Here is a 26,722-nt window from a genome sequence, read left to right on the forward strand (position 1 = left end):
CAAGAATCCAGAGACCAGAACCCAGAGAAGAGGAGGAGGTCATCCGACGTCGATGACGGTGTCGTCCGCCTGTCCGAGCAAACGGACGGTGCGTTCGCCGCGGGGGAGGAAAATGGCGATGCGGGTGCCGTGGCCCTCCTCGCTGTTGATTTCGATCTCGCCGCCGTGTTCGCGCACGATGCGGCGCACGATCAGCAGGCCGAGGCCGCTGCCCGAAGCCTTGGTGGTACGGTAGGGTTCGAAAATCGCCCCCATGTGCTCGGGTGAAATCCCGGTGCCGTTGTCCTCGATGGCGATCCGGTATTCGTAGTCGTTCGCGCGGGTGCGGATGGTGATCCGCCCGTCCCCCTCGCGCAGCGCCTGGTAGGCATTCCGGAGCAGGTTGTAGAACACCTGCTGGAACTGGCCGCCATCGATCTCCGCGGGCGGCAGACTCTCGGCCAGATCAAGTTCCACCGCAATGCGGCGGGACGCCAGCTCCGGCTCCAGCAGCCGCAGGGTTTCATGCAGCACCTCGTTCAGGTCGGTGCGCTCGCGGCGCAGGGTGGTGGGCCGAACCGCTGAAAGGAACTGTTTAAGAATCGCATCCAGCCTCTGGATCTCGCCACGGGCGGTGGCGAGGTTTTCCTCCAAGGGGGCGCGGTCGCCGGGAGGCAGTTTCCGCAGCTTGCGGTCGAGGAGCTGGAGATGGATGTCCAGCGAGTTCAGGGGATTCCCGATCTCATGGGCCACCCCGGCGGCCAGCAGCGTCAGGGCATTGAGGCGTTCGCTCTCCAGCGTTTCCTCGGCCTCGGCGCGGGTACGGGTCAGGTCGCGGACCAGCATCACATAGCCGGGCGGGGCGGCTTCCGGTCCCTCGTCCGCACTGATCGGAGCGAGATAGAAATTAAGGTAGCGGTTCTCCGGATAGAAGACCTCCAGGTCCCGGCTGACGGTTCGACCGGGCTTCGCCAGCGACTTCCACTCCAGCCCCCGGACCTGCCGCGAGAGCGGCTCGCCGATCGCCTGCTCGGGATCGAGCCCGAAGAACCCGCACGCCGCGCGGTTCACGAAGGCGATCGTGCCTTCCGGATCGAGGAGGATCACCCCCTCCAACAAGGCCTCGAAAACCTGCTCGAGAAAGCCCTTTTCCCGGATCAGCCGGGCGACGATCTGCTGGACCTCCCCGGGCTCCACCTTGTCCAGACGGGAGACGAGTTTTTCAAGGAAGCCGGATTTCACGGAAAAGGTTGCCAGTGTTCAGGTTTCTGTCTTCAGGAGAGGGTCATGAGCGAAAGCGGCGAGCTCCGGATAGTCCTCTGCACCTTCCCCGATCGCGAGCAGGCGCGACAGATTGGCACGGCCCTGGTGGAAAAGCAACTGGCGGCCTGCGTGAACCTCCTGCCCGGAGTGGAGTCGATTTACCCATGGGATGGGAAACTGGAAACCGCCTCCGAGGTGCTGGCCGTCTTCAAGACCACCCGCGCGGCCTACCCGGCCTTTGCCGAGAAGCTCTCGGAACTCCACCCCTACGAAGTGCCTGAAATCCTGGCGCTGGCACCGGCCGCCGCCGCGAAAGCCTACGCGGCGTGGGTGCGCGCCAGCACCGGTCAATAACGAGGCACTTCCGGATCGACCGAGCGCGACCACGCGTCGATCCCGCCCGCCATCGAAAAGACGTTTGCGACCCCGTTCGCCCGCAGGAACGAGGTGGCCCGCAACGAGCGCATGCCGTGGTGGCAATACACCACCAATCCCTTGTCCGCCCCCTGCCTCAAGGCATCGACTTTCTCGGGAAACGTGCCGAGGGGCACCAGGTCGGCCCCCTCCAGACGGCAAATGTCCCATTCCTCCGGCTCCCGGCAGTCCACCAGCCACGGACGTTCGTCCGCGGGCATCGAGATCCAACCGGCCACCTCGGAGCAGGTGACTTCCAGCGTCTCCGCCGGATCGGGGAGCGGGCTCATTCGACGATGACCGGGGTGCCGACCTCGACGTTTTCGAAGAAATGACGGGCCATGTGGTCCGGCATGCGGATGCAGCCGTGGGATGCGGCGTAGCCCGGCAGGAAGCCGGTGTGCATGCCGATGCCATCCGCGAAGCGCATGAAATACGGCATTGGCGCGGCGTAGTAGATCTGGCCGGGCAGCACCGGGGTGCGGATGTCGGCGTTGTCATTCACCATCATGCCGGTGGCCTTGTCCTTGATGCAGCCGTAAGTGGAGGATTTGTGGTCCAGGTCCTTCTGGCTGATCTTGTAGCGGCCCGCGGGCGTGCCGTGATCCTCCTTGCCGGAGGAAATCTTGGAAATGGCGACGAGCTGGCCGCCCTTGTAGAAATAGGCCTTCTGTTGGGCACGGTTGATCTTGATCAGCGGCGCACCGGTCGCGCCTTCGCCGTCCCAGTAGGAAATGTCGTCCGGGATCGCCGGGGCGGAGTGGTGCTCACCCTTGCCGGTGGGGCCGTTGTTGCGGTTGTAGCCGAGGAGGTAATCCGACTTCTGCGGACCGCTGGGGGCGCAGGAGGCGGCGAGGACGGCAACAAGGGCGAAAATCGAGCTACGGAGGGCGGCTTTCATGGGAATCGCGGGGCGCGCGACTCTCCCCCGGGATGGGCTTCGGGTCAAGCCGCCAAGGCCGCCCGGACTCTAACGGGTGCCGCCCCGGGGCCGATGGGGGTTGCTTCCCGCGGTGGGCATGGTATGGAGGCGCCCCACCATGCCAAACTACGATTACGAATGCCAGGCCTGCGGGCACCGCTTCGAAGTGTTCCAGAGCATGAATGACGCGAAGCTCACCGATTGCCCGCAGGACGGCTGCGGCGGCATGGTGAAGCGCCTGCTCGGCACCGGTGCCGGCCTCCTTTTCAAGGGCGGCGGATTCTACCAGACCGACTACCGCTCTTCCTCCTACCAAGCCGGGGCGAAGGCCGACGCGGGTTCGAGCGCCGCCAGCGCGCCGGCACCTTCCAGCGCTCCATCCACCCCCGCCTCCAACTGATTTTCCATGGCCAGCAAGCACGAGGAAACTCCCCCCGCGAAATCCCGCGGCGGATGCATGGGGGTGCTCACGAAGACTTTCCTCTTCGTGACCCTTCTCGGGCTGGTCATCGCACTGGCCTTCTCCTACCGGCCGCAGGATCTCAGCGGAATCGACGGCGTCGGCCCGGCAGCGGCCGCGGCTCCCAAAAAAGACGTCCGCGCGATCCTGCGCAGCTCGTTGGAACGGGGCTTCGAGGTTTCGTTCACCGAGGAGGAACTCAACGCCTATCTATCCCGCACCCTCGCCAGCAAACAGAACGGCCTGCTGGGCAAGAACGCCACCATCGACGGGGTCTGGGTGAGCTTGGAAAAGGACTGCGCCGAGGTGATCATCGAGCGCCGGGTGTTCGGCCACTCCTTCACCGTATCCACCTTCCTCCAGGTCGAACAGACCGAGCAGCCGAACGGCAAGGCGAAGACCGAAGTGGTGCTCCACGGTGGCCCCTACATCTCCGGCACCTATCCCTACCGCGGCGGCCGATTCGGCTCGCTGGTGGTACCCCAGGGCTTCCTGCGCCTGGTGCTGCCCGCGTTCGAGAACCTCGCCGCGGTCTATCAGGATGAAATCGGCCTGATCTCGGACATGTCCCGGATCCAGATCGGCGAGAACCGCATCACCTTCAATCCCCACGCTCCGGGCGACGATCTGTCCGGCCTCGGCGGCGGATCGTTCTGAACCCGCATCCCCTTCCCCGGTGAAACGCCACGCCGTCGCCTTCGCGCTCATTTGCGGCGCGGCTTTCGCCGCCGATCCGCCGAAGGCGATCGTAGCGGAGCCTGTCGCCCCCCCCGCTCCGGCAGGTCCGGAGGTGGTCCCCGCGGCGGAACCTCCGGTGGCCGCCCCCCAGCGGATGGTGAGTGCCTCGAAGCAATTCGTGGTGGTCGGCGGAGAGCCGCACACCCGCGGCACCGTGGCCATGATGGCCGACGACGTGAAACTCCGCCTGCTCCGGCTCTCGAAGTCCACGGATGCCTGGAAGATTCCACTCACGATCCTCCTCCAGGGCCAGGTGGGAGATCCCCTCCCTGCGAAGCCGACCCAATTCGACCTCTTTTTCGACGACAGCGGCTGGGTGCTGCAACTCAAGCTCCACCTGCCGAAAGGCTACGAGAATGGCTCCGAGCACGAGAAGTTCGACCGCGCCATCCTCTCCGCCCTGCTCTATGAACAGGCGCTGCGGAAGATGCCGCCCCAGGAAATGGATGAACCGTTGATCGTGCCGCCGTGGCTGGTGGCCGGCCTCCAGGAAACGATGGCCTGGAAAGACGGCCAGAGCGACCGCAAGCTCTACGCCGCCTTGGACAAGAGCGGGGGCCTCTACAAGCTCGCGGACCTGCTGGCGGTCAAGGAAAGCCGGTTTGACTCGCTCGACGGCGCCTCACGCGGGGCTTTCCGCGGCACCTCCGGAGCGCTGGTGATGGCCTTGGTGGACCAGCCGGACGGCGAGGAGGGTTTCCGGCAGTTTCTTTCCGAGGCCGCCAACTTCGGTGGTGAAATGCCGGTGCTGTTGAAGCGCTGCTTCCCGGGCCTGAACCTCTCCGAGACCAGCCTCTCGAAATGGTTGGCGCTGAAGGTGAAGGAATTGGCCGAGCCGCCCCTCACCGAATCGCTGTCGGTGGCCGACTCCGATGCCTCCCTCGAGCTGGGGCTCAAGGTCCACTACCGCGATGCCGTGGGCAACCGCGTCGAACGCCCGCTCGGCGAATGCTGGCAGGACCTCGCCGCGCTAGCCCCCTCCGCCCGTGCCGAGGCGGTGAAACAGGTGCAGGATGACCTCGTGCGCCTCAGCTACCGCTGTTTCCCCTCCTATCGCCCGCTGTTGGAAGAGTATCAGGCGATCCTCCTCGATATCCTCAAAGGCAAGACCCCGAAGACCGCCGCCCAGCTCTCGAAGCTGGCGGACACCCGGACCACCATGAAGGAGCGGGCGCGCCAGGCCGGGGATTTCCTCGACTGGTTCGAAATCACCCGTGCCCGCGAAACCAGCGGTGCCTTCGAGGACTACCTCAAGCTCAAGGAGAAACTGAAATACGAAACCCCGGTCCGCAAAGACCCGGTCTCGAGCTACCTCGACCTGATGCAGAAATCGTTCGGCCGCGAAGAGCCCGCGCCGAAAGGCACCGGCCGCTGATCAGAGCACGGCGTGCCGCTTCAGGTCCGCCATGTCGGCGAACTCCAACGCCGATTCGTGGGTGGCCTCCAGCACCACCTCGGGCGCGCACCCGGCGTGCAGGGCCTCCTGCCAACGCGCCGCGCAAAGGCACCAGCGATCACCCGCCTTCAACCCCGGGAATCCATACTCGGGACGGGGAGTGGTCAGGTCGTTGCCACGGCGTTTGGAAAACTCGAGGAAGGACTCGTTCATCCGGGCGCACACGACGTGGACGCCCGCGTCTCCCTTGCCAGTACGGCAGCAGCCGTCCCGGAACCAGCCGGTGAGGGGCTCGATCGAGCAGGTGATGAGCGGCGTGCCGAGCACGTTGAGCGCTTCGCGGGGCATGCAGCCAATCTAACCGGAAATGCCGTGGCGTCCAGCGTGCTTGCCGTCCGGAGGGATCGATGGAACAATCGTCACGTGGGATCAGCATGGGACAATGACCTGCCCGAGCGCTTCGGGCCGATGACCGTCAAGGAACTGCGGCAAAATCTCCGCCGCGGGAGTTTCGTTTATCCATTCATCGGCATCCAGTTGCTGGCCGTGCTGGCGGTGGTCGCGGAGTTCCAGATGCGGCGCGTGGGCGAATACACCGAGTACATCGGCATGCTGAACCTCGGGATGCTGTTCACCTCCGGCCCGTTCTGGATCGTGGTCGCGGTGATCTGCATGGTGATCATGCCGCTGGGCGGGCTCATCCTGATGGGCCAGGAGCTGGAGGAGGGCAACCATGAGCTGCTGCTGCTCACCCAGCTCAACCGCTGGAAGGTCGTGCTCGGGAAGTTCTACACCATCTGGGGCCTGTGCGCCCTGACCTTCGTGTCCCTGCTGCCCTACGTGGTGGTGCGTTACCTGCTCGGCAGCATCGAATGGTGGCGGGAATCCTGCTGCTCGCTGAGCGTGCTCGGCGGCTCCGCCATCATCGCCGCCGGAGCCATCGGCGCCTCCTCCTTCAAAGGGCTGGCCGCGCGCATCGGGATCATGACGCTGTTCCTCTTCTCGTGCGTCGGAGCCTGCGGGGTGCCGCTGGCATCCTCCGCGAACATGGGCACGGTGAAGGGCTGCGGCGTGTGGTACCACCTCAATGCCATCTCCTCCGTGTTCTGCTACACGCTGCTCGGCCTTGCGCTCGCGCGTTCCCGGCTGCGGCTGGTGGTTCACGCCTACGAGGTGAAGCCGAGCTGGATGATCGTCGGGCTGCTGGTCTTCACCCCCTTCGTGGTGTGGATGACCACCCTTTTCACCGGCGGCTACGCCGGCTTGGTCGGGTTGGTCGGCATGGCCTTCGTGTCCATCTACTCGGACGTGACCCCGAAGGCCCCGAAATGGATGGCCGCGCCGCCGCCGAACGTGCCGCCTCCCCCGCCGATGCCGACGGCTTAAACCCGCGCCGCGGCGAGCAGTTCGCGCAGGCGTGCCAGCTCGGCCGCCGAGGTCTTCGCCACGAACCCGCGCGCGTGGGCGAAGTGGACGTCGTGCTCCTCCTGGATGCGGGTGAAATCGAACAACGGGCTATCGTTATGCCGGGACAGCCCGTAGCCGCTGCCGCGGCGGTCCGGATAGACGAGCCCCGCCACCGTGGTGTGCTTTCCGATCGATTCGAGATAGCGCCCGAGACCCGCGGAGGGCTCCTCGGACATCGGCTCGGTGCGCGGCAAGAACAGCACCTCGGTGCCATCGAGGTCCCACAGCTCGGCATGGCGCGCGACGAAGTCGAGCCGCTCGCGCAGGTTCTTCAGGTAGTCGAGCAGGTCCTCGCCGATGAAACGCAGGAGCTCCCAGATCGGGTCGCCGGGCTCCAACCGCTTGGCCTTGGCGAAGCGCCGCAGAACGGTCACGTCCACCGGCGAGTTCAGCTTCGCCAGCGTCTCGCGTTCGAGGCCGAGCCACTTCGCCGTGGAAACCGGGCCGCGGGTGTCGAACCACTCCGCGGGCTCCAGCCAGTCGCAGAACTTCCGGGCGTCCTCGTAAACCCCGAGGTGCTGGAGCACGAGCGTGAGCGCGCAGACCGGCGGATGGTCCGCGGGAAACTGGTGGTGATCGAAGTTGTTGCGGGCCGGATCGTGTTCGCCACCCACATCCACCACCGCGATCGCCACATCATCGAGATCCGCCTGCGTCGGCTCGCGGCGCTCGATCGGCACGCCGTGGACGGCGACGAGCAGGCTGCACGCGAGGAGTTCATCTTTGTGCGCGCCGCCGGGATGGGTGAGGATCAGGGAGAGGGACATCGGGCCGCCAATCTAGGCGGCTTTTCCCGCCCGGCAAGCCTGCCCGGAGCAGAGCGAGGTTGAGATGTCCGCCTCCAACTGATTCAGTCATCTCATGAGTTCATATGGCAGTCTCGGACGGATCGCCGGCTGGTCCACCGTCGGATGGATCGGAGGATGGTTTCTTGCCGCAACGGTTTGTTACTTCCAGCCAAAGAAATACCAATCCCGCGCGGGCTTCGAGGGACAAGAGCCGAAGGACCGCACGGTGGAACTGGCGCCGATCCATGTGGCGCAGGTGGTGCGTGACCAGGAGTTCAACAACCGCTGGCTGGTTTCGGAACAAGAAGCCGCGGCGATCGTGAAAAAGGCGATCAGCATCCGTTCGGTTCCAGGTGGGGTGGCGGTGATCGCCACCCACACCAACAAGGAGGACGCCCGCGATCTAGCCGCAGCGGCCGGCCAGTATTTCCGCGGCATGGACGCCGAGGTCGCGCTAGCCGCGAAAAGCGTCACGGTCCCGCCCCTCACGGAGAAGGCGGACTACGACCTCAGGCAGCTCCTGAACGATCTCCGTGCGAACGCCCGCAAGGCGAATCTGCCGGACTTCCGCCTGATTCCCCGCGCCGCGGAAGCCGGGGAGAAGGCCGCGGCCACACTCTGGAGCGACCCGGCATTCCAAACCCGCTGGACCGAATACGACAAACTCTCCGCCGCGGTCGACGGTCTGCCCACCGATGGCTCCGCGCCGAAGCTGTCCCATCTCGTCGAGATGCCCGTCATCGCCGCCGCCCCCTCCTCGCCCAAGGTCAATCTGTATCTCGCGGCAGGCTGCTGGCCGGGGCTATTGATCGGCTGCCTGTTCGGCCTGCGCCAGGAGAAGAAGCGGCCCGTGGACGCGGATGAAACCCATCCGAGCACCGATCTCGCCTTCGAAGACGCCCCGACGCAGCCCGTCCGGCAAACCCGCGCCACCGTGGAGGAAAGCTGGTGACGCGCCCGCGGAATTTTCCTTCGACACCACCCCGGGGCCGCCTCCATACGCGGGTATGAAAATCACCCGCCACCTCGCCACCTGCACCACCAAGGACGGCTCCGTGCTCGTCCTGCAGGAGCATGACGGGCACTTCTACCTACGCGTCGATGGCGTGCAGCTCATGAGCACCACCGCCTCGTCCTCCGAGCAGACAATGGCGGAGCTGGCCTGCTCCCACCTGCCGGAAAAGCCACGCGTGCTGATCGGCGGGCTCGGCTTCGGTTTCACCCTGAAGCGCGTGCTCGAACTGGTCCCCGCCGATGCGATCGTGGAGGTGGCGGAGCTGCTGCCGGAAATCGTCGCCTGGAACCGCGAGTTCCTCGGCGAGGTGAATGGCAAGCTGGTCGATGATCCGCGCGTGATCATCCACGTGCGGGATGTGAATGAATTGCTCAACCGTTCCGGCGCGGACCGTTACCACGTCATCCTCCTCGATGTGGACAACAGCCCAGACCCGCTGGTCCAGCGCGGCAACGCCCGCCTTTACAACCGCTCCGGACTGGAACGGGCGAAGGCGGCTCTCCATTCGGGAGGTCGCATCGTTTATTGGTCCGCGAACCAGGACAAGGACTTCGCCCGCTCGGTGGAGAAGGTCTTTGGCAATGTCGAGTGCGTGGGTGCGAAGGCCTACCCGAAGGCGAAGCGGTTCACGCACACGCTGTTCGTCGCGGATCGGAAGTAGGCATTGTTTGGCCGGTCGTGTAGGGTTCGCCGCATGAAACTCCGGCATGCGAGATGGATCGCCGCCTGCGGCCTTTTCGCAAGCTGCGCACCGCGATTGGTCGATGTGGAAGCCCTTCCCCGCCCACCGGTGCTGGACGTGCGCTACGCCACCACGGACAACTTCACGCGGACGAAACTCTATCCGCTGCCGAAGGTCTTCCTGCATCCGGACACGGCGCGAGCTTTGGAGGAGGTGCAGTCGGATCTCGCCTCACGCGGACTGGGCTTGAAGATCTTCGATGGCTACCGGCCGCTCTCGGTCCAGTGGAAGATGTGGAATCTGATCCACGATGAACGCTACGTTTCGAATCCCGCCGTGAACCGCGGCCGCCACACCCGCGGCACCGCGGTGGATGTGACTCTGGTGGATCGCAGGGGCCGGGAGTTGCCGATGGGCACGGCTTTCGACGATTTCACCGACCGCGCGCATCCGGACTATGCCGCCCTGCCGGAGGCGGTGAAAGGGAACCGACGCCTGCTGGCGGAGGTGATGACGAGGCACGGCTTCGAAGCATATGCCTACGAGTGGTGGCACTTCGATCTGAAGGGATGGAAGCGCTACCCGGTGCTGGATGTCGGCATCGACCAGCTGGCGGTCGCACGTTAGCTGGCTCAGCCCTCCAGGCGTCCGAGCCCCGGGCTACTTTGGCGCACACTTACCGATCAGCAAACTCGCGGCCTGATCGCACACCTTCGCGCCTTCACCGCTGTTGCACATGACCACCACGGCAAAGTCCTTCGCCGGAGACAGCCACATCACCGCGAAGAACATGGTGTTCGAGCCATTGTGCGTGAGCGTGGTGCCGCCCGCCCAATCGCGCTGCATCACCCCCCAGCCACAAGCGTAGTCGTCTCCCGGGGGCACCGGGCGATGCAGGTCATCGAGCTGGGCCTGGCTCAGCGGGCCCTTTTTCAGATCTCCCAGATGGAAGCTGGCATACTTCGCGAAATCGAGCACCGACATGCACACCGTGCCCGCGGGACCGATGGCCGCGGGATTGTCGCCATTCGGCTGCGGATTCACGGCGGTGAGTTTGCCATCCACCAGATGATGGCCGTAGGGCTGATCCACCTTGCCATTCGTGGCCGGTGCCCCGAAGCCCGCGGAGGTGATGCCCAGCGGCTTGAACAGGCGGTCCCTCATCAGATCCTCCCACGCCTTCCCGGTGACCTTCTCCAGAGCCGCGCCACCGATTGAAAATCCGCCATTGGAATAAACGCGTCCCTGCCCCGGCGTGTAGTCCGGCTTCACGGAGAGGACGTCTTTCACCAGCGCCTTGCGTTGTTCCGGCCCGCTCTGGTTCCGATCCCATGACGGGTTTTTCAATACGTGAGGAACCCCGCCACTGTTGGAAAGCATCTGGCGCAACGTGGCCTCGCGATAGTCCCGATGAATCTCGATGTCCTTGAAAACATCGGAGACTTTCGTCTCCCAACCGATCTTGCCGTCCGCGATGATCATTGCCGCGAGGCTGGCAGTCATCGATTTGGTGCAGGAACCGACGTGGAAATGATCGCCGAGCCCCACCTTCTGCGGTTCATCGAGCTTGCGGACTCCGGCCACCCCGGAGGCGACCACCTCGCCCTTCAGCACCACCGCCGCGGCCATGCCCGGCACCGGTGCGCCTTCGATCAGTTTCGCCAGATCGGCGGAAACGTCGACCGGTTCCGCCGCCGCGGTCACGGCGAGGCTGGCGCAAAGAGCGAGGATGCAACGAATCATGGCAGCGGTGACATACGATCACCGCTGCGCCGCTTCATCAAGACTTCGCCGGAGGCGGAAACGGCTGGTCGGTGATCTCCCAGTCCTCGTTCTTGTCCGTGAAGGTCTTCAGCGCCCACTCGTGCGGGATCAGCGCGACCAGCGCGCCGTGGACATCGCGGGCCAGCGTGACGCCCATCGAAAGGGCGGGAAGGTCCTCGCCGGTCTTTTCCGGGTCCTTCGGCCTCATCCAGCGGGCGAAGCTCCAGGTGCCGTTCTCCAGGCGGGTCTCCGCGCCGTATTCGTTTTCGAGGCGGTGCTGGAGCACTTCGAACTGGAGCGGGCCGACCGCGCCGAGCAGCGGCACGGCGATGCCGATGGCATCCAGCAGCGTGAACTCGGTGACGACGCCTTCCTTGAGCATCTGCTCCAAACCGGCCTGGAAGCGCTTGTATTTCGCCGTGCTGCGGTTGTGCAGGTAGGCGAAGCACTCCGGAGCGAAGCGCGGGATCTCGTCGAAGCTCACCTTCGGGTCGCTGGAAAGCGTGTCGCCGATCAGGAAATCGTGGTTGCCCACCAAGCCCGCCACGTCGCCCGCATAGGCGTCGTCCACGGTCTCGCGTTCCTGCGCGAACAGGCGCTGCGAGTTGGAAAGGCGCACGCGCTCGCCGGTGCGGGTGTGGACCACCGTCATGTCGCGCTCGAACTTCCCGGACACGATCCGGATGAACGAGACGCGGTCGCGGTGCTTCGGGTTCATGTTCGCCTGGATCTTGAAGACGAAGGCGGTGAACTCGGGAGAGGTCGGTTCGATCAGCTTGCCGCCGCCGCTTTCGCGCGAGGCAGGTGGGGGAGCAAGTTCCAGGAAGCGGTCGAGCAGGAGCTGGACACCGAAGTTGTTCGCGGCCGAACCGAAGAACACCGGCGTGAGTTCACCGGCCTCCACGGCGGAAATATCGAAGTCCGCGCCCGCGCCTTCCAGCAGCTCCAGTTCATCGCAGACCTGGCGGTAGGTGCCCTCGTCCAGCGTCTGGGTGACGATCGGATCGTGGATGTCCTTCACCGATTCCGCGGCGCGGTAGGCCCCGCCCGGGGTCTTTTCGAAAAGGTGGACCTGGCCGTGTTCGCGGTCGAAGACACCCTTGAAGCGCGGGCCATCGCCCAGCGGCCAGTTCAGCGGATAGGCGGCGATGCCGAGCACGGATTCCAGTTCATCGAGCAGCTCGAGCGGCGGACGTGCCGGGCGGTCGAGCTTGTTCATGAAGGTGAAGATCGGCACCCCGCGGCGGCGGCAGACCTCGAAGAGCTTCCGGGTCTGGCTTTCGATGCCTTTACCGGCATCCACCACCATCACGGCGGCGTCCACGGCGGTGAGCACGCGGTAGGTGTCCTCGGAGAAGTCCTTGTGGCCCGGGGTGTCCAGGATGTTCACCATGCAGCCCTTGTATTCGAACTGGAGCACCGTCGAGCTGATCGAGATGCCGCGCTGCTTTTCCAGCTCCATCCAGTCGGAGGTGGTGGCGCGCTGGTTCTTGCGCGCGGTGACGCTGCCGGCCTGGTTGAGGGCGCCGCCGTAGAGCAGGAACTTTTCCGTGAGGGTCGTCTTGCCCGCGTCCGGGTGGGAAATGATCGCGAACGAACGTCGGCGGGCGACCTCGCGTTTCAATTCGGCGGCGGTGGGAGCATCGGAAGCGGACATGGGACGGAAAACGCGGACGGCGTCAGGCGGAAGTAGGGTGCATTTCCGGTCGAGTCGAGGCTTTAGGCGGGGCCGAGGCCGCCGGAACTGGAGATCCTCCCCCGCTCCGGCTATCTTGGGATACCCACCGGCATCCGATGAATGCCCCCTCCATCCCCCCGCGGCGCGGCCACGAATTGTTCGAGGCCACCAGGCCGTTTGCCCGGGAATCCCGCCTCAGGAGCTGGTGGGAGGTGGCGTCCACCTTGGTGCCACTGGTGCTGGTCCTCGTGGCGGCGGCCCTGGTCACGGATTGGCCGTGGCGGCTTCTCCTTTCCCTGCTGGGCTCCCTGCTGATGGTTCGTTCGTTCATTTTGTTCCACGATTTCCTGCACGGCTCGATCCTCGTCCATTCCCGCCTCGCCCGGATTCTCCTATACGGGGTGGGGGCCCTCTTGCTGGTGCCCCCGCGGTCGTGGCGGGAAAGCCATAATTTTCACCACGCCCACGTCGGCCGGATCGGCGCGCCCGGCAACGACACCGCGCCGGTGATCATCACCGACATCGGAGCCTTCCCCATGCTCAGCGTCCAGGAATGGCGGCGCGCCACTCCTCTCCAACGCTTCCTCTATGCCCTCAGCCGCCACCCGGTGACGATCTGCTGCGCCTACTTCTCCGTCTTCCTCGGCAACATCTGTCTCGGCTCATTGTTCCGGAATCCGCGCAAGCACTGGCCCTCCGCCTTGGTTTTCCTCGCCCACGTGACGCTCATCGGCGGATTGTGGCGGGCGTTTGGCTGGAGCGTGATGCTCCACTCCTACCTTCTGCCCGTTTGGATCGCCGGGGCCATCGGGGCCTACCTCTTCTACATCCAGCACAGCTTCCCGGGCGTGAGGGTGTTCGTTCCCGATGAATGGGACCTGTTCGATGCGGCGATGGAAACCGCCAGCTACCTCAAGACCGGTCGGATTATCGAGTGGTTCACGGGGTGCATTGGCTACCACCACGTGCACCATATCAATTGCACCATCCCATTCTACCGCCTGCGGGAGGCCATGCGGGCGATTCCCGAGTTCCAGCACCCGATGACCACCCGGCTCCGCCCCTCTGAGATCTCCGGCTGCTTCCACGTGAATCTTTGGGATCCGGAAAAGCGGAGGATGGTGAGCTATCGCGAGGCGATGGCCTCGTGAGTTCCGATCCGAGATGGCCGGACGCCTCCACAGGCGGACGCTTTTAATGGCAACCCTTGAGCACGTAGAGGATCAGAAGCACCGGCAGCGGCACGCCGAGCAGCCAAAGGAGAGCCCAGCCGACTTTGCCGGCGGCGAAGTTCCAGAATCCGGGACGTTGGGTGGGATGGGGAGGCGTTTTCATGAGGATGGAATGGATCTCGGGATTCCATTCGCACGCCTCATGCCGCCGACAATCCGACTGATTTCCAGATAGTTGCAAACCGGGAAAGAATTGCGGATTGCGCCGAATGCCGCATTCCCGAGGCCCGCGATGCAGAACGCAAGATCACGGCGGGCATCGCCGCTTTCCATTTCCGCGCCGCCCCTTCAGCGTGCCGTCCGCGCATGGCAGTCCTCGATCCCAGCTCCATCACCGATCCCTCCTCGTCGGATGAGATCCTCAATGCCTTCCTCGAATACCTCGTCGAGGCCGGGATCGAGCCCTATGGCCACCAGGAGGAAGCCATCCTGGAGTTGTTCGATGGCAACAACGTCATCCTGAACACGCCCACCGGTTCCGGGAAATCGCTGGTGGCGCTGGCCCTCCATTTCAAGGCGATCTGCCAGAACCGCCGCTCGTTCTACACCGTGCCGATCAAGGCGCTGGCGAATGAGAAATTCCTCTCGCTGTGCCAGATCTTCGGCCCGGAGAAAGTCGGCATGATCACCGGGGACGCCACCGTGAATCCCGGCGCACCGGTCATCTGCTGTACCGCCGAGATCCTCGCGAACCTCGCGCTGCGCGAGGGCATGCGCGCCCAGGTGGACGATGTGATCATGGACGAGTTCCACTATTACTCGGACTCGTCCCGCGGCGTGGCCTGGCAGGTGCCGCTGCTCACGTTGCCGCAGGCGCGCTTCCTGCTGATGTCCGCCACGCTCGGCGAGACCGTGTTCTTCGAGGAAACACTGACCAATCTCACCGGTACGAAAACCGTGCTGATCAAGAGCGAGGACCGCCCGGTGCCGCTGCAGTTCGACTACAGCGAGACGCCGATGGAGGAACAGGTGATCGAGCTGGTGGAGGCCGGGAAGGCTCCCGTCTATCTCGTCCACTTCACCCAGCTCGCCTGCGCCCGCAGCGCGCAGAACCTGCTCAGCTCGAATTTCTGCACGAAGGAGGAAAAGCAGCAGATCGCCGAGGCCCTGCACGACGCGAACTTCCGCAGCCCCTATGGCAAGGAGGTCAGCAAGCTGCTGCGCCACGGCATCGGCATCCACCACGCCGGGCTGCTGCCAAAGTACCGCATCCTCGTCGAGAAGCTCACCCAGCGCGGGCTGCTCAAGGTGATCTGCGGCACCGACACCCTCGGTGTGGGCGTAAACGTGCCGATCCGCACCGTGGTTTTCACCCAGCTCTGCAAGTACGACGGCAACGGCACCAAGACCCTGGCGGTGCGCGATTTCAAACAGATCTGCGGCCGTGCCGGTCGCCGCGGCTATGACAACGTCGGCTACGTGGTCGCCCAGGCCCCGGAGCACGTCATCGAAAACCTCCGCCTCGAACAAAAGGCCGCGAAGTCCGGCAAGAAGAGCTTCGTGAAGCGCAAGCCGCCGGAGAAGGGCTACGTGGCGTGGGACGAGAAGACCTTCCGCAAGCTCCTCGATTCCCCGCCGGAAAAGCTCGTCTCCAGCTTCACCGTCCATCACGGCATGCTGCTCAATGTGCTCGGCCGCCAGGACGAGGACGGCTGCGCGGCGCTGAAGAAGATCATCGCGGACAGCCACGAGCCGCCCGCGAAACGGAAGGCGCTCAAGCGCCGCGCGATGCAGCTTTTCCGCGGCCTGGTGGAAGGGAAAATCCTCCGCATCATCCCGCCCGCCGAACGCACCGGCCCGGCCAAGGTCGGCCTGAACGTCGAGCTCCAGGAGGATTTCTCGATGAACCAGGCGCTCGGCCTGTGGCTGATCGACACCATCCCGCAGCTCGACCGCGAGTCGCCGGAATACGCGATGAACGTGCTCTCGCTGGTCGAGTCGATCCTGGAGAATCCCGAGATCGTGCTACGCAAGCAGGTCGAGCAGCTGCGCGGCGAACTCGTGGCGCAGCTCAAGAACGAGGGCGTGGAATACGAGGCCCGGATGGCCCTGCTCGAGGAAGTCGAGTGGCCGAAGCCCGGCAAGGATTTCATCTACGACACCTTCAACTCGTTCGTCGCCGGCCGCCCGTGGATGGCGGAGGGCAACGTCCGGCCGAAGTCGATCGCCCGTGAGATGTTCGAGAACTGGCAGTCGTTCGAGGACTACGTGAAGACCTACGGCCTGGAGAAAAGCGAAGCCGTGCTGCTGCGCCACCTTTCCGAGGTCTACAAGGTGCTCATGCAGACCGTGCCGCCCGCGGCGAAAACCGAGGAACTGGTCGAGGCCGAGCAATTCCTCGAGGACATCCTGCGCAGCGTGGACTCCAGCCTGCTCGACGAGTGGGAGAAACTGCGGAACCCGGACTATGTTCCCGAGGCGGAGAAACCGGTGGCCGAGCGCCGCGCCGTGCCCTTCACCCGCAACCGCGCCGCCTTCACCCGGGCGCTGCGGAATGCCGTCTTCTCGATCATCAAGTCGCTCGCCGCGGATCACGCCGAAGCCGTGCTGGAACAGATCGAGCCGAACGACGCGGACGGCACCGCCTGGACCCGCGACCGGCTCCTCGATCTCCTCGACCACTACCACGAGGACCACGAGCGCATCCGCCTCGACCCCGAGGCCCGCAACATCAAGCACACCCACATCGACAGCGAGCAACCGCGCCGCTGGACCGTGCACCAGACCGTGGTCGACCCCGAGGAGAGCAACGACTGGACCGTCACCTTCAGCGTCGATCTCGACCGCAGCGATGCCGAGGCGCGGCCGGTGCTCACGCTGGAGTCGATCGCGCCGACCGCGTGAGAGAAGCGGCTGACCACAGGGAGCAGCTTCAACTGGACCGCGGACTTCAGTCCGGCCTTCGCAGGCGAAGCTCGATGGATATTGGACTCCTTTCCCGTCATGGACGGAGGGATTCAGAGGCGAACTGAGACTGTCGACAAAAACCTCATAGGCAGGAGCCACTCCGGAAGTCTTCTCTTCCAATCAGTATAATCAGCGTAATCAGTGGTCATCCTTTCCCTTTTAAAGAGAGAGCTTTCCACGAAGAAGAGCGTCTCTTGGACTCCGAAAAGGAAACCACTGATTACGCTGATTATACTGATTGAAGAAATCCCCTTCGGGGGGAGGGGGATTTGTGGCGTCCCCCTTCGTCAGGGGCACCGATCCGAGCGGACTGAAGTCCGCGGTCCAGTTGAGATTTCCCGTTTTCCAAAGCGTTCCCCGGAAACCGTGCTACCCTCCCGCACCCGATGGACCATCCACCTGCGGACCCACACGAATCCCCCGGCAATCGCATCGCCGAGGCGATCCTCCATTTCCTCGGCAAGGTGCCGGAAACCGAATTGACCGAAAGCCGCACCCCGGCGCAGTGCGCCCGCACCATCGCCAACGGCGCGGCCGTGAAAGCGGCAACCGCGGCCGGGGCCTTCGCCCTGCCACCGGGACCGCTCGGCTGGCTCACCATCCTCCCCGAACTGGCCACGGTCTGGAAAATCCAAGGCCAGATGGTCGCCGATATCGCCGGCGCCTACGGCAAGCAAACCGCGCTTTCCCGCGAGCAGATGATCTACTGCCTGTTCCGCCACGCCGCGGCGCAGGCGGTGCGGGATCTGGTGGTGCGGGTCGGCGAACGCTACTTGGTGCGGAAGGTGTCCACGCGGGTGCTGGAAACCGTCGCGAAGAAGGTCGGCCTCAAGGTCACCCAGCACGCGGTGGGCAAGGGCGTGGCCCGATGGATGCCGGTGATCGGCGCGCTCGGCGTGGGAGCCTACGCCTACTATGACACCGCGCAGGTGGCGAAAACCGCCATCGAGCTGTTCGAAAGCGAGATCGAGACCGAGGAGGAGCCACCCAAGGGACCACCGCCGCTGCCCATTGGTGCGGGCCCTGCCACCCCCGCCGAATAGCCCATTCGGGTTATTGCCCGCAATTTCCGAAATGGGCTATAAAGCTGTCACTCCGGCATGGCGTTGGACGCCACCGGAACCAGCTTTTATTGGGTACGATGCTCCCAACGCCGTGGTTCTTTTCGAGGGTGCCACGGCGTTGGATCGTGTACATCCCGCGCTCAGAACGTCGTGCCGATGGAGAAATGCCAGGCACCCGACGGCTCGCCTGGATCCTGCGTGAGGTTGTGACCGTATTCGAAACGGACCGGCCCCACCGGCAGGTCGAAGCGGATCCCCAGGCCGGCCGCGACATCCGGATTGGGGTCGGACGAATTGCCCGAGCCGGCACCGCGCTGGGAAAGAGAACCGGCGTCGATGAAGCCCACCAGCTTCAGCGAGCCCGCGAGGCTGTGGATGTATTCGGCGTTCGTCACCCAATAGGCCTCGCCTCCGATCGGATAACCGGTGCGGGAATGCGGGCCCATTTCGCGCTCGGCGTAGCTGCGCACGGTGTTCGCGCCGCCGAGGAAGAAGCGCATGTCGATGGGTAGATCGAAATCCTCGCCGCTGGCCGCGATCACCCCGCTGCGCGCCGCGAGCGCCACCTGGCCCTTTTTCCCGACCGGGTGATACCAGGCCGCGGAAAGCTCCGCCTTCGTGTAGATCGTTGACACCTGCCCGATCGCGGAGCCGAACTCGATCGGCATCTCGACCTTCCAGCCCTTGGTAGGCAACACCGCGCTATCGCGGTAATCCAGCCGCTGGTTCAGGCGGACGTAGGGGTTTTGATAGACCGTTTCACCCAGCAGGGTGCCGGGAATGTCCTCGCTGTTGGTGTTCACGAAGCCCCAGCCGACGCGGCCATCGACCGTGTAGTGGGGCGTCACCGGCCAGATCACACTGCCTTCCAGCCCGGCCTTCCAGGTGCTGTAGCCCTCGTTGTCATGCGTAAGCAGGAACAAGCGCGCCGTGCCGCTCGCATCCGTGCCCCACAGCCAGGGATCGGTGAGCGACACCTCGCCGAGGATCGAGCGGGCGGAGACCTCGAAACCGCTGCTGAAATTGTAGAGCCGTCCGAGGAAATTCCGGTCGTAATAGGCCACCCCGGCGATCGGTCCCTCGTAGCTGCCCAGGCCCGCGGACAGCGTGTAGCCGCGCGCATCGCCTTCCTCGAAATGCAGGGTGGCGTCCATCACCCCATCCTCGCGCGGGTGGCGCTCCAGCCGCACGGTCTCGAAGGCCCCGGTGGCCATCATCCCGCGCAGCCGCTTTTCCATTACCGTTTCATCGAGTGTCTTCCCTTCCAAGTTCGCGATCCGCTGGCGGATGCGCCACGGCTTGGTCTTGGAAAGACCCTCGATGGCGATGTGGCCGAGCTGATAGCTTTTCCCCTCCTCGATGATCAGGCCGGGCACGAATTTCCCGCCCGCGAGCGTGCTGGTCATCAGCACCTTCGCGTTGGCGAAACCGCGCTTCCGGTAATAGGTCTCGATGGCGGCGCGCAGGCCATTGACGTTCGCGGTGTCCGCGGGCAGCCCGGTGAAGGCGGCGGCCTCGCGCGCCACGCCGTCGCGATTGCCGCCCGCGCCCTCGATGGTGGGCGCGGCGATCGTGTGCAGCGGCCCGGGATTGGTATCGATCAAGATGTCGATCCGGCCGCCCTGTTTCGGATTGAACTCGCGGTTCCGCACGGTGGCGGTGGCCGCCCAGTAGCCGCGGGAATGGAAATCCTCGATCACCAGCGCGAGCCCTTCGTCGATGTCCGACTCCCGGAACGGAGGACGCTGGCCCGCGCCGAAGCGCCGCTTTTCCGCGGGCACCGCGTAGAGTTTCGAGAGCCGCTTCGCCGTGTCCTTGTCGACACCGAGCACCTTCACCTCGCCCAGTTGCTGGCGCGGCCCTTCATTCACGATGAGCTGGATCGAGGCGGGCCCGGTGATCTTCCAAGTCACCTCGCACTGGTTGAAGCCCTGGTTCCGGAACAACTGGCGGGTCATGAACGCGGCATCGCTCGCGCGTGAGGCGCTCGGGGCCTGGCGGTGGACGTGCTCCAGCCGATCCCCGATCAAGGAAAGCGCGTCACCCTCCGACATGGTTGTAGTGCCCGCGATGCGGACCTTCGTGCGATGGTCCACCTCCGCCTCGCCATGGAGGATCTCTTTGAAAATCTCACGCAGTCCCGATGGCTTCTGCTCCGCACGCGCGAGGGAGGGCAGCAGAACCAGGACAAGCAGCGCTGTGGAAAGCCGGGTCATCGGAAGCGGACGAGATACATCAGCATCACCCGGGAGCGGCCTTCCTCCCCCATGCCGGCGCTGATCAGCCAGTTGTCGTCGAGATTGATCGTGGCGGAATTGTACTTCTGCCCGGAGTAGCGGTTCTGTTCGCCGATCTGGAAATCGACCCGGTCCAGCACCTTCAGCAACGGCTGGAGCCGCCTCGCGAAACGGATGCGCCCGCGCCGCAGCTCCTCGATCAGGAGCTGTGCACCGCGGGTGGTGGCCGCCTGCGGATCGGCGATGCCCGCGGTGGTGGTGCCGGTTGCGAGCAGGGTCATCACCTCGCTCTCCGGCATCGGCGGGTTCGAGGTGGTCAGCACCTTCGGATCGGACACCGGCCCATAGACGTAAACGTTCACCTCGTAGGGCCGCACCATTGAACGGCCGCGGATGTTCAGCGTGGGATCGAAGGGCGCATCGGGCCGGAAATCCACGGTCCCCTCCTCCACCAGCAGCGTGCTGAACGGCAGCTTCGCGGACACGTCCCGCATGATCGCCTGACCGCGGGGGGCGGGCTTCCCGAGGGTGCCGCCGACATTCACATCGAGAATCGCCTGGCCGCTGGCGAGATTGCCACGGATCAGGAACGCGTTCGCCGTCTTCACCTTCACCGCGAGCGGCCAGTTCCGGAACGGCTCGGGAATCGCCTCGACCGCGGCATCTTTCTTCGCCGTGTCGATCGCGGGCACCGAGGGCGGCGTCGGCTGGTTGAAGGGCACGCCAATCGGCAGCAGTTCGATGTCCCGGTAGAACAAGCTGTCGACGATCGCGACATTGCCACTGACGGCAGCCGTCTGCCACGGCCCGCGCACGGTGAGATCGACATCGCTGCGGACGATCATCGACTCATCCCGCTTCAAGGGCAGCGCGCGACCGCGCAGCGTGAGGTCGATGGTCTCCGGTTTGCCCTCCTTGAGGGCGATCTTCCCGCGGGCATCGAAGGTGCCGCCATCCATCTGCAAGCCGGACTGCTCCAGCACGATCGCCTCGGGCGTGGCAGTCGCCTTCAGACCGATCCCCTGCAACGGCGGAAACGCCTCGCTGACCAAGGTGAGGCCGCCGCCTTTCAGCTCCACCACGCCGTGGGGCTCCGGCTTGCCAAGCGTGCCGCCCACGATCAGGTCGCCTTTCAATGATCCGGCCAGCGACTTCACGCCGGGCACCAGCGCAGCGAGGCGGGAAAGTTCGAGATTCGGAATCCGCGCGGCGGCATCCAGTTTCTCGTCCTTGAGCACGGCGGGATTCTCGACCCACACGCCGGGGCGGAACGGCAGCTTCGCCGAAAGGTTCGCGGCCGGATAGCCCGGCGTGGTCAGCGTGCCGGCAACGTCGAGTTCCGCGCCCTCGGTCTTCAAGGTGAGGTCCAGGTCCGCCTTCGGGACCTTTGGCTGCGACAGCAGGCCGATGTCGCGGGCCGTGACCCGGGCATCGATCACCGGCTGGGCCGGGGTGCCGGAAACGTGGAGCACCAGCTTGCCGCGCGCGCTGTCCGGAAAGCGGGTGGTCGGCGGCAGGAACGGGTGGAGTTTCGCGAGCGGGAGTTCGCGCGATTCGATGTCGATGGCGAGCGGACGCGTCTGCTTGAGCAGGCCCTTCCAATCGGCGGGATTCTCGGTCACCGGCACGCTCGCCTTGCCATCGAGCAGCACCTCCATGCCATCGGTCCACTGGAGCTGGTCGAGGGTCAGAAGTTGGTCGGCGAGCTTCGCGTTGCTGACGAATTTCTCCGGTCCCTGCACCAACGTGAGTCCGCGGGCCTCGGCGCTCCTCGGCCAATCATAGGTGAGATCGCCGGTGGCGGTGAGCGGACCATTGGCCGCCTTCGCCGCGGTGAACTCCGCGATCACCGCGTGGCCCTTGTGAGATTTCGGCCCCAGGTCGCCCTCGCCCTCCCAAGTGCCACGCAGGGTCATCTGCGGCGGCACCCGCACCGCGAACGCTTCCAGCCAGCCGCGCAACCGGTCCGGCGTGAACTCCGTGAACGCCGCCCGCCCGCGGTAGCGCCGCGCCGTGGGGTCCACCGTGCCATCGACCTGCGCGCCATCGGCCACCACCCGCGCGTCCACCGGCCCGTGCGGCAGCCACCCGGCGGTGACATCGAGTTTTGAAACAGCCTCCGGGTGCGCCGGGGTCAGGATCGCGTGGGCGTCCGCCCGGGAAATCTTCCCCTCCGTGAAAGCCGCGGTGGCGGTGGCCTGGAGCGACGACTCTGGCACCTCGCCCGGCTCCTTCAGGTTCTTCATGCGCCCGCGCAACTCGGTGAGCACGGCAGCGGCATTCGGCGCGGCGATGTCCGCCGACGCGTTCTGGAGCACGATGCCCGCCGCCCGGGAAACGGCCGCCCGCGCCGCGATCGTCACCGACGAGCCCAGGGCCTCCGCGCTCACATCGGCACGGAGATCTCCCCCTTTCAGCTCGCCATTCAAGCGCAGGGCCGGCACCTGCCAGTCCTGATAGGCAATCCCGCGCAAGGCCGCGCGCATCGTGCCATCGAGAGTCTTCACACCGCCCTTCAACCCGCGCGCCTCGACCTCGAACGTCTCCAAGGTCCCATCCACCGGCAGTTTCACGCCGAAGGTCTCCCCCACCGGTTTCGCCTGGAGCGTGCCCTCGGCCAGCCGCACCTGCGCCCGCTCCAGCGTGCCCGCCGCCAGCAACCGCGCGTCGTTCAGGCGGATCGCCCCGTCGTAAGCCAGCTCGCCACCCGCGGGCAGGTTCGCCTTCACACCCTCCAGAGTCAGTCCCGGCAGCAGCAGCGCCTTTTCCAACACCACCGATTCACTCCCCCACACCAACGCCGTCTCCTGCGGCGGCAGCGTGCGGCCGTTGGAAAAACTGAGCTGCCCGAGTTTCAGCGCGAACCGGTCGTCGCCCGCGGTGTGCTGGAGATCCATCGACGCGAGCCCGAACACCGGCTGGCCCTGCCGCGTCACCATCACCTGCAGGTCGGCGATGTCCGCCTGCACCGGCACGATCCGCTGGCGTAGGGTGCGCAGCGTGTCGGAGAGTTTCGAGAGCCCGTCGGACTGCGCGTCCTTCGGCTTTTTCGGCCCCGGCCACGGCTTGTCGAGATTCAGCTCGGCATGCAGACCATCGATCCGCACCGATTCGATCTCGCCGTGGATCACGCGGGACGGCTGGTAGCGCAGCACCACCTGGCCGAGCTCGACCGACTTCACTGCACCGTCCCCTTTCAGGTCCACGCCCTTCAGCACGATCTCGCCGCTACTCAGGTTGCCCGCGAACGCCACGTCCCCGGATAGCCCCAACTCCGGCAAATAGTGGGCTGCCACCCGCCGCGCGATCCACCGCCAGCCGGGCCCGTTCAGCACCACCAGGCCGATGCCCGCGAGCAGCGCCAACACGAGCAACGTCCAGCGTTTCCAGCGCCGCCGCTTGCGCGGTGGCTTCTCGGGAGCAGCATCGGGATCCGGCATCGTGGGCGCAGCATGGACGCGAACTCCCGTGGCGGCAACGACGTAGCGACGGATTCCGGACTGCAATGCGCACCCTTCCACCGCCTCCGCCTGACGCCGGAATCCTGCACCGTGGCCTTCCTCCAACGGAAATTCCCGCCCGGCGATCTCTCCGAACCGCTCTCCAACCGCCGCCGCCACCCCGCGCGGAAAACCGGTTGTACTACGCGCAACTGGTTCATTGACACGGGGATGGCTGTTGCTAGCCTCCGCGCGCCTTGCGCCGGATCGAATGGGGCTCCCTGCCTTTTTTCCATCCGTCACGAAGTCTCACAACCCGACTAACACCACATGGCAACGAAAAAGAAGGCCGCCAAACCGGCTGCCAAAAAGTCCGTCAAGAAAGCGGTGAAACCCGCCGCCTCCACCGAGAAGAAGATCAAGTACGTCTACACTTGGGGCAATGGCAAAGCCGACGGTAACGGCAGCATGAAGGCCCTTCTGGGTGGCAAGGGCGCGAACCTCGCCGAGATGACCCGCATCGGTCTGCCGGTGCCTCCGGGATTCACCATCACCACCGAGGTCTGCACCTACTTCTACGGCCACAAGAAAACCTATCCGGCCGTCCTTCAGGCCCAGATGGAAGCCGGTGTGAAGAACATGGAGAAGATCATGGGTTGCAAGTTCGGCGACGCCAAGGGCATGCCGCTCCTCGTGGCCGTCCGCTCCGGTGCCCGTGACTCCATGCCGGGCATGATGGACACCATTCTCAACCTCGGTCTCAACGACCAGACCGTCCTTTCCCTCGCCGCCGCCACCAAGAACGAGCGCTTCGCCTGGGACTGCTACCGCCGCTTCGTCCAGATGTACGGCGACGTCGTGCTCGGCGTGCAGAAGACCGAAGGCGAGGACCACGAGCCGTTCGAAGTCGTCATCGAAGGCTTCAAGCATGAGAAGTACGGCAAGGACATCATCGACTCCGACCTCACCGCCGAAGACCAGATCGAGCTGGTGAAGCGCTTCAAGTCCCTCGTCAAGCAGCGCACCGGCAAGGGCTTCCCGAACGATCCGTGGGACCAGCTCCGCGGTGCCGCCGGCGCCGTGTTCGGTTCCTGGATGAACGACCGCGCGATCGTCTATCGCCGCAAGTACAACATCCCCGCCGAGTGGGGCACGGCCGTCAACGTCCAGGCGATGGTCTACGGCAACACCGGTGAAACCTCCGGTTCCGGCGTGGCCTTCACCCGCAACCCGGCCAATGGCGTGAACGAATTCTACGGCGAATTCCTCGTCAACGCCCAGGGCGAAGACGTCGTCGCCGGTGTCCGCACCCCGGATCCGGTGGCGCTGATGAAGAAGGCGATGCCGAAGCCCTTCGCGGAACTCATGAAGGTCCGCACCATCCTTGAGAAGCACTTCAAGGACGTGCAGGACGTCGAGTTCACCGTGCAGGAAGGCAAGCTGTTCATGCTCCAGACCCGCAACGGCAAGCGCACCGCCGCCGCCGCGCTGAAGTTCTCCATGGACATGGTCAAGGAGAAGCTCATCGACTGGAAGACCGCCGTGCTCCGCAACCCGGCCGACCAGCTCGACCAGCTCCTCGCCCCGATCTTCGACCTCGCCGAGGTCAAGAAGGCCAAGGAACTCGCCAAGGGCCTCCCGGCCGGCCCGGGTGCCGCCTCCGGCAAGATCTACCTCAATGCCGACCGCGCCGCCGCGGCCGCCGAGAAGGGCGAAGTCGTCCTCCTCGTCCGCAACGAGACCTCCCCGGAAGACCTTCGCGGCATGATCGCCGCCGAGGGCATCCTCACCGCCAAGGGTGGTGTTTCCTCCCACGCCGCTCTCGTCGCCCGCCAGATGGGCAAGGTCTGTATCTGCGGCGCCGCCGCCGTGGAAATCGACTACGACAAGAAGACCGTCACCGTGGCCGGCGAGACCTTCAAGGAAGGTGACTACCTCTCCATCGACGGCACCTCCGGCACCGTCTACGGCGGCCAGCTCAAGACCGCTCCGTCCGAGATCATCACCGGCATCGTCAGCAACGACAAGGCCGCCCAGAAGACCGAGAAGTTCAAGAGCTTCCTCCAGCTCATGAAGTGGTGCGAACAGGCGACCAAGATGGGCGTCCGCACCAATGCCGACACGCCGGAGCAGACCCGCATCGCCGTGGCCTTCGGTGCCACCGGCATCGGCCTGACCCGCACCGAGCACATGTTCTTCGAAGGTGACCGCATCGACGCGATGCGCGAGATGATCCTCGCCACCACCCTGGACGCCCGCAAGGCCGCCCTGGCCAAGCTCCTTCCGTATCAGCGCGAGGACTTCACCGGCATCTTCACCACCCTCAAGGGCCTGCCGGCCACCATCCGCCTCCTGGACCCGCCGCTTCACGAGTTCCTCCCGCACTCCAAGGAGCAGCAGCTCGATCTCTCCCGGAAGATCGACGTGCCGGTCGAGAAGATCATCCAGCGCGTGCACGACCTGCACGAGTTCAACCCGATGCTCGGCCACCGCGGCTGCCGCCTCGGCATCGCCTACCCGGAAATCACCGAGATGCAGGCCCGCGCCATCTTCGAAGCCGCCGCTGACGTGGCGAAGAAGAAGATCAAGGTGAAGCCGGAAGTGATGATCCCGCTCGTCGGCTTCCAGAAGGAATTCGACCTCCAGGCCGAGATCGTCCATCGCGTCGCCAAGGAAGTGATGGCCGAGAAGAAGGTGAAGTTCGAATACCAGGTCGGCACCATGATCGAAGTCCCGCGCGGTGCCCTCACCGCCGACGAGATCGCCAAGGGCGCCGAGTTCTTCTCCTTCGGCACCAACGACCTCACCCAGACCGCGCTCGGCGTCAGCCGTGACGACATGGGTGCCTTCCTCATGCCCTACATCGAGAACGAAGTGTTCAAGAAGAACCCCTTCGCCACCCTCGATGCCACCGGCGTGGGCCAGCTCATGGAGACCGCCGTCGCCAAGGGCCGCAGCACCCGCCCGAACATCAAGCTCGGCATCTGCGGCGAGCACGGTGGTGATCCGGACTCCGTGAAGTTCTGCCACACCCTCGGCCTGAACTACGTGTCCTGCTCGCCGTACCGCGTGCCGGTCGCCCGCCTCGCCGCCGCCCAGGCCGCCATCGAGGAAGCCGCCAAGGCACCGGCCGCCAAGCCGGTGAAGAAGGCCGCCGCCAAGAAGGCTCCGGCCAAGGCCGCGAAGAAGGTCGCCAAGAAGAAGTAATCGCGAAAGCGGTCACTCCGACTGACTGATTCCAAAGCCGCTCCGGGAAACCGGAGCGGCTTTTCCATT

The 26,722-nt window shown here is 65.1% G+C and carries 22 protein-coding genes; 12 read left to right on the forward strand and 10 right to left on the reverse strand.

Going from position 1 to position 26,722, the window contains the following annotated elements:
• Positions 1-39 precede the first annotated feature (39 nt).
• Positions 40-1,221 carry an ATP-binding protein gene (locus tag llg_RS03060; RefSeq protein WP_338288089.1) on the reverse strand — a complete coding sequence of 394 codons (1,182 nt, stop codon included), beginning with the start codon at positions 1,219-1,221 and terminating at the stop codon, positions 40-42.
• 45 nt (positions 1,222-1,266) lie between these two features.
• Between llg_RS03060 and cutA the strand changes: the two genes are divergently transcribed.
• Positions 1,267-1,596: a divalent-cation tolerance protein CutA gene (gene cutA / locus llg_RS03065; RefSeq protein ID WP_338288090.1), complete on the forward strand. Its 330-nt coding sequence runs from the start codon at positions 1,267-1,269 to the stop codon at positions 1,594-1,596.
• On the opposite strand, the gene llg_RS03070 is transcribed toward cutA, so the two are convergent.
• Positions 1,590-1,946: a rhodanese-like domain-containing protein gene (locus llg_RS03070; protein ID WP_338288091.1), complete on the reverse strand. Its 357-nt coding sequence runs from the start codon at positions 1,944-1,946 to the stop codon at positions 1,590-1,592. The two genes, cutA and llg_RS03070, sit on opposite strands and share 7 nt — an antisense overlap.
• Positions 1,943-2,557, reverse strand: coding sequence for a L,D-transpeptidase family protein (locus tag llg_RS03075; RefSeq protein WP_338288092.1), 615 nt, complete (start codon positions 2,555-2,557; stop codon positions 1,943-1,945). The genes llg_RS03070 and llg_RS03075 overlap by 4 nt, the downstream gene beginning before the upstream one ends.
• A gap of 139 nt (positions 2,558-2,696) precedes the next feature.
• Between llg_RS03075 and llg_RS03080 the strand changes: the two genes are divergently transcribed.
• From llg_RS03080 to llg_RS03090, 3 genes are read left to right on the forward strand one after another with little or no spacing between them, the layout of a single operon-like run.
• Entirely contained in the window at positions 2,697-2,978 is a 282-nt protein-coding gene (locus llg_RS03080) for an FmdB family zinc ribbon protein (RefSeq protein ID WP_338288093.1), read from the forward strand.
• Between the two features lie 6 nt (positions 2,979-2,984).
• Complete coding sequence (locus tag llg_RS03085) at positions 2,985-3,695, forward strand: hypothetical protein (RefSeq protein ID WP_338288094.1); 711 nt, start codon at positions 2,985-2,987, stop codon at positions 3,693-3,695.
• 19 nt (positions 3,696-3,714) lie between these two features.
• On the forward strand, positions 3,715-5,151 hold the full coding sequence (locus tag llg_RS03090; RefSeq protein ID WP_338288095.1) for a hypothetical protein: 1,437 nt from the start codon (positions 3,715-3,717) through the stop codon (positions 5,149-5,151).
• Here llg_RS03090 and llg_RS03095 read toward each other — a convergent pair whose 3' ends face one another.
• Positions 5,152-5,520 carry a DUF2237 domain-containing protein gene (locus tag llg_RS03095; RefSeq protein WP_338288096.1) on the reverse strand — a complete coding sequence of 123 codons (369 nt, stop codon included), beginning with the start codon at positions 5,518-5,520 and terminating at the stop codon, positions 5,152-5,154.
• Positions 5,521-5,595: 75 nt separating this feature from the next.
• Here llg_RS03095 and llg_RS03100 point away from each other — a divergent pair, with 75 nt between their 5' ends.
• A complete protein-coding gene (locus llg_RS03100; protein ID WP_338288097.1) occupies positions 5,596-6,558 on the forward strand; it encodes a hypothetical protein in 963 nt (320 codons plus the stop codon).
• On the opposite strand, the gene llg_RS03105 is transcribed toward llg_RS03100, so the two are convergent.
• Positions 6,555-7,406: an MYG1 family protein gene (locus tag llg_RS03105; protein ID WP_338288098.1), complete on the reverse strand. Its 852-nt coding sequence runs from the start codon at positions 7,404-7,406 to the stop codon at positions 6,555-6,557. The genes llg_RS03100 and llg_RS03105 overlap by 4 nt on opposite strands.
• 94 nt (positions 7,407-7,500) lie before the next feature.
• Here llg_RS03105 and llg_RS03110 point away from each other — a divergent pair, with 94 nt between their 5' ends.
• Genes llg_RS03110 through llg_RS03120 form a run of 3 tightly spaced genes read left to right on the forward strand, consistent with a single transcriptional unit; the run spans position 7,501 to position 9,751 of the window.
• On the forward strand, positions 7,501-8,379 hold the full coding sequence (locus llg_RS03110; RefSeq protein ID WP_338288099.1) for a hypothetical protein: 879 nt from the start codon (positions 7,501-7,503) through the stop codon (positions 8,377-8,379).
• 55 nt (positions 8,380-8,434) lie between these two features.
• On the forward strand, positions 8,435-9,103 hold the full coding sequence (locus tag llg_RS03115) for a hypothetical protein (protein ID WP_338288100.1): 669 nt from the start codon (positions 8,435-8,437) through the stop codon (positions 9,101-9,103).
• Positions 9,104-9,136: 33 nt separating this feature from the next.
• A complete protein-coding gene (locus llg_RS03120; protein ID WP_338288101.1) occupies positions 9,137-9,751 on the forward strand; it encodes a M15 family metallopeptidase in 615 nt (204 codons plus the stop codon).
• 33 nt (positions 9,752-9,784) lie between these two features.
• On the opposite strand, the gene llg_RS03125 is transcribed toward llg_RS03120, so the two are convergent.
• The gene (locus tag llg_RS03125; protein WP_338288102.1) at positions 9,785-10,867 is read right to left on the reverse strand and encodes a serine hydrolase domain-containing protein; all 1,083 of its coding nucleotides are present in this window, start codon (positions 10,865-10,867) and stop codon (positions 9,785-9,787) included.
• A gap of 37 nt (positions 10,868-10,904) precedes the next feature.
• Positions 10,905-12,545 carry a peptide chain release factor 3 gene (locus llg_RS03130; RefSeq protein WP_338288103.1) on the reverse strand — a complete coding sequence of 547 codons (1,641 nt, stop codon included), beginning with the start codon at positions 12,543-12,545 and terminating at the stop codon, positions 10,905-10,907.
• Positions 12,546-12,682: 137 nt separating this feature from the next.
• Here llg_RS03130 and llg_RS03135 point away from each other — a divergent pair, with 137 nt between their 5' ends.
• Positions 12,683-13,717, forward strand: a complete 1,035-nt coding sequence (locus llg_RS03135; protein ID WP_338288104.1) for a fatty acid desaturase — start codon at positions 12,683-12,685, stop codon at positions 13,715-13,717.
• 43 nt (positions 13,718-13,760) lie between these two features.
• Here llg_RS03135 and llg_RS03140 read toward each other — a convergent pair whose 3' ends face one another.
• Positions 13,761-13,901: a hypothetical protein gene (locus tag llg_RS03140; RefSeq protein ID WP_338288105.1), complete on the reverse strand. Its 141-nt coding sequence runs from the start codon at positions 13,899-13,901 to the stop codon at positions 13,761-13,763.
• A 203-nt stretch (positions 13,902-14,104) separates the two neighbouring features.
• On the opposite strand from llg_RS03140, the gene llg_RS03145 reads away from it, so the two are divergent.
• Positions 14,105-16,642: a DUF3516 domain-containing protein gene (locus llg_RS03145; protein ID WP_338288106.1), complete on the forward strand. Its 2,538-nt coding sequence runs from the start codon at positions 14,105-14,107 to the stop codon at positions 16,640-16,642.
• Between the two features lie 449 nt (positions 16,643-17,091).
• Positions 17,092-17,748 carry an EcsC family protein gene (locus llg_RS03150; protein WP_338288107.1) on the forward strand — a complete coding sequence of 219 codons (657 nt, stop codon included), beginning with the start codon at positions 17,092-17,094 and terminating at the stop codon, positions 17,746-17,748.
• A gap of 161 nt (positions 17,749-17,909) precedes the next feature.
• Here the strand turns inward: llg_RS03150 and llg_RS03155 are convergent, their stop codons facing one another.
• Together llg_RS03155 and llg_RS03160 are read right to left on the reverse strand one after the other, a co-directional pair.
• Entirely contained in the window at positions 17,910-19,985 is a 2,076-nt protein-coding gene (locus llg_RS03155) for a BamA/TamA family outer membrane protein (RefSeq protein ID WP_338288108.1), read from the reverse strand.
• On the reverse strand, positions 19,982-23,446 hold the full coding sequence (locus llg_RS03160; protein WP_338288109.1) for a translocation/assembly module TamB domain-containing protein: 3,465 nt from the start codon (positions 23,444-23,446) through the stop codon (positions 19,982-19,984). Before llg_RS03160 ends, llg_RS03155 begins: the two co-directional genes overlap by 4 nt.
• 330 nt (positions 23,447-23,776) lie before the next feature.
• On the opposite strand from llg_RS03160, the gene ppdK reads away from it, so the two are divergent.
• A complete protein-coding gene (gene ppdK / locus llg_RS03165) occupies positions 23,777-26,653 on the forward strand; it encodes a pyruvate, phosphate dikinase (RefSeq protein WP_338288110.1) in 2,877 nt (958 codons plus the stop codon).
• Positions 26,654-26,722: the final 69 nt, after the last annotated feature.

Source organism: Luteolibacter sp. LG18 (assembly GCF_036322585.1).
In the GTDB taxonomy this organism is placed as follows: domain Bacteria; phylum Verrucomicrobiota; class Verrucomicrobiia; order Verrucomicrobiales; family Akkermansiaceae; genus Luteolibacter.